The sequence below is a fragment of the Bacillus sp. SIMBA_031 genome (genome assembly GCF_046535225.1).
Taxonomy (GTDB): domain Bacteria; phylum Bacillota; class Bacilli; order Bacillales; family Bacillaceae; genus Bacillus; species Bacillus velezensis.
This window is the reverse complement of sequence record NZ_JAWRXC010000312.1, coordinates 1-267: the sequence shown is the minus strand read 5'-3', so window position 1 is coordinate 267 and position 267 is coordinate 1. Positions and strand designations below refer to the sequence as shown.

The window sequence follows — 267 nt, the reverse complement described above, 5'->3', positions numbered from 1 at the left end:
ATTTTTTTATAAAATGTATCGGTTCTTTACCTGCATAATGTAGCCAACCTATATCAAGTTGCAGTGGCAATTCATTAGGTGTATTGCTGGCTAATGCATCCCAATAAGTTTCATTATTAAATTGTTCAAACTCTTTGTTGTGATTATGAAAACCAATATACATATCATATTTTTGTGCAATCTCGTTAAGTTCTTTTAGTTGTTTTGCTAATGGCATTATACCTGTAGGATCCCATGCTCGCTCATCCCACGGCACGAACAAATTAG

Annotated in this window: 1 pseudogene; it reads right to left on the bottom strand. The window is 34.1% G+C overall.

The window, feature by feature from the left end:
* A pseudogene (locus tag SB724_RS20435) lies at positions 1-267 on the bottom strand (hypothetical protein); the annotation flags it as partial.